At 66.8% G+C, this 1,409-nt stretch carries 1 protein-coding gene; it reads left to right on the top strand.

Annotated features, from left to right (window positions below; all coding sequences use genetic code 11):
* Positions 1-109 precede the first annotated feature (109 nt).
* On the top strand, positions 110-1,402 hold the full coding sequence (locus GFD25_RS11930; RefSeq protein ID WP_236037015.1) for an integrase catalytic domain-containing protein: 1,293 nt from the start codon (positions 110-112) through the stop codon (positions 1,400-1,402).
* The last annotated feature ends 7 nt before the right edge of the window (positions 1,403-1,409 follow it).

Below are 1,409 nucleotides of genomic sequence, written 5' to 3'. Positions count from 1 at the left end.
CGACGTGCCTCACGTTTTTTGAGCGCGTAGGGTGTGGTGGTGCCTCATCGGGAATGAGCGCGAACGGTATCGGTCCTGTTTGGCTTGTCTTATGGAAGACAGGATCAGCATGGCGACGAAGCGGCAGGTCACCCTGAGATTCAGGGATGAATACATGAAGGCGTCGAAGAAGGACAAGGGACGCATCCTCGATGAGATGTGCTCCGTGCTGGGAATCGGCAGGAGCACCGCGAGACGCAGACTCACGGAAGCCGGGCGCGGCAGGCCGTCGATGTCGCCCGCGGAGCGGCCGAAGCGGTATTCGGAGCAGTCGCGCGAGCTGCTGGTCCAGGTGTGGCTGATGATGGATGCGCCGTGCGCGAAGTACCTCAAGGCGATGCTGCCCCTGTGGATGCCCATGCTGCGCGCGCACGGCGAGCTCGCCGACTGGGACGGTTTCGCGTTCCGCGAGCTGGAGCGGATGAGCGCGGCCACGATGGACCGGTACCTCAAAAAGACGCGCGACGCGGCACGGCCCAGAGGCATCTCCACTACCCGGCCCGCCGGGGAGCTGCTGCGCAACTCGATCACGATCAGGAAGGCCGGCGACGAGCTGGACGGCCTGCCCGGCAACGTCGAGGCCGACACCGTGGCCCACTGCGGGCCGAGCGTCAGGGGCGAGTTCTGCCGCACCCTGACCGTGGTCGACGTCGCCACCGGATGGACCGAGAACGCGTCGTGCCGCAACAACGCGTTCGCGAACCTCTCCAAGGCCGAGGCGCTGGTCGAGGCCCGTCTGCCGTTCCGCATCCGCTCCTACGACACGGACAACGGCAGCGAGTTCATCAACCGCGACCTGATCGCCTGGCTGCAGGAGCGCGACATCGAGCAGACCCGCTCCCGCCCCTACAGGAAGAACGACCAGGCCACCGTCGAGTCCCGCAACAACCACGTCGTGCGCCGCCACGCGTTCTACTACCGGTACACCGTCGATGAGCTCGGCCTGCTCAACGAGCTATGGGAGCTGGTGCGCGTCAAGGCCAACCTGTTCACCCCGTCCAAGAAGCCGGTCGCGCGCGAAAGCACCCGGGACGGCCGTCCCCGCCGCGTCTACGACGCACCACGCACCCCGTGGGAGCGGCTCAAGGAGTTCGACGAGGCGGACAGGGCCGCCGGCGGCCCCGGCTTCATACCCGACGACAAGCGAGAGGAGATCGAACACACGCTCGCGACCGTGAACCCGGCCGAGCTCGTCCGCCGCATCCACGACATCCAGGACCGGCTCGAAGCACTGGCGGCACCGCGCACCGCGCGGCTGGCCAGACGCATGGGCCCGGACATGGCATACTTGAACAAGACGCTCGCCCGGATCGCGGGCGTCGAACCGGAAGACGACGAAACCCCACAAGCCGACGCGGACTAGGATTTCA

The sequence above is a fragment of the Bifidobacterium aerophilum genome (assembly GCF_010667685.1).
GTDB lineage: Bacteria > Actinomycetota > Actinomycetes > Actinomycetales > Bifidobacteriaceae > Bifidobacterium > Bifidobacterium aerophilum.
Note: the sequence above shows the minus strand (reverse complement) of the source record. Positions and strands in the feature narration are given on the sequence as shown.

Coding starts and splice junctions, on each gene's coding strand:
- GFD25_RS11930 (WP_236037015.1), top strand. CDS start 110: ATGGCGACGAAGCGGCAGGTCACCCTGAGATTCAGGGATGAATACATG.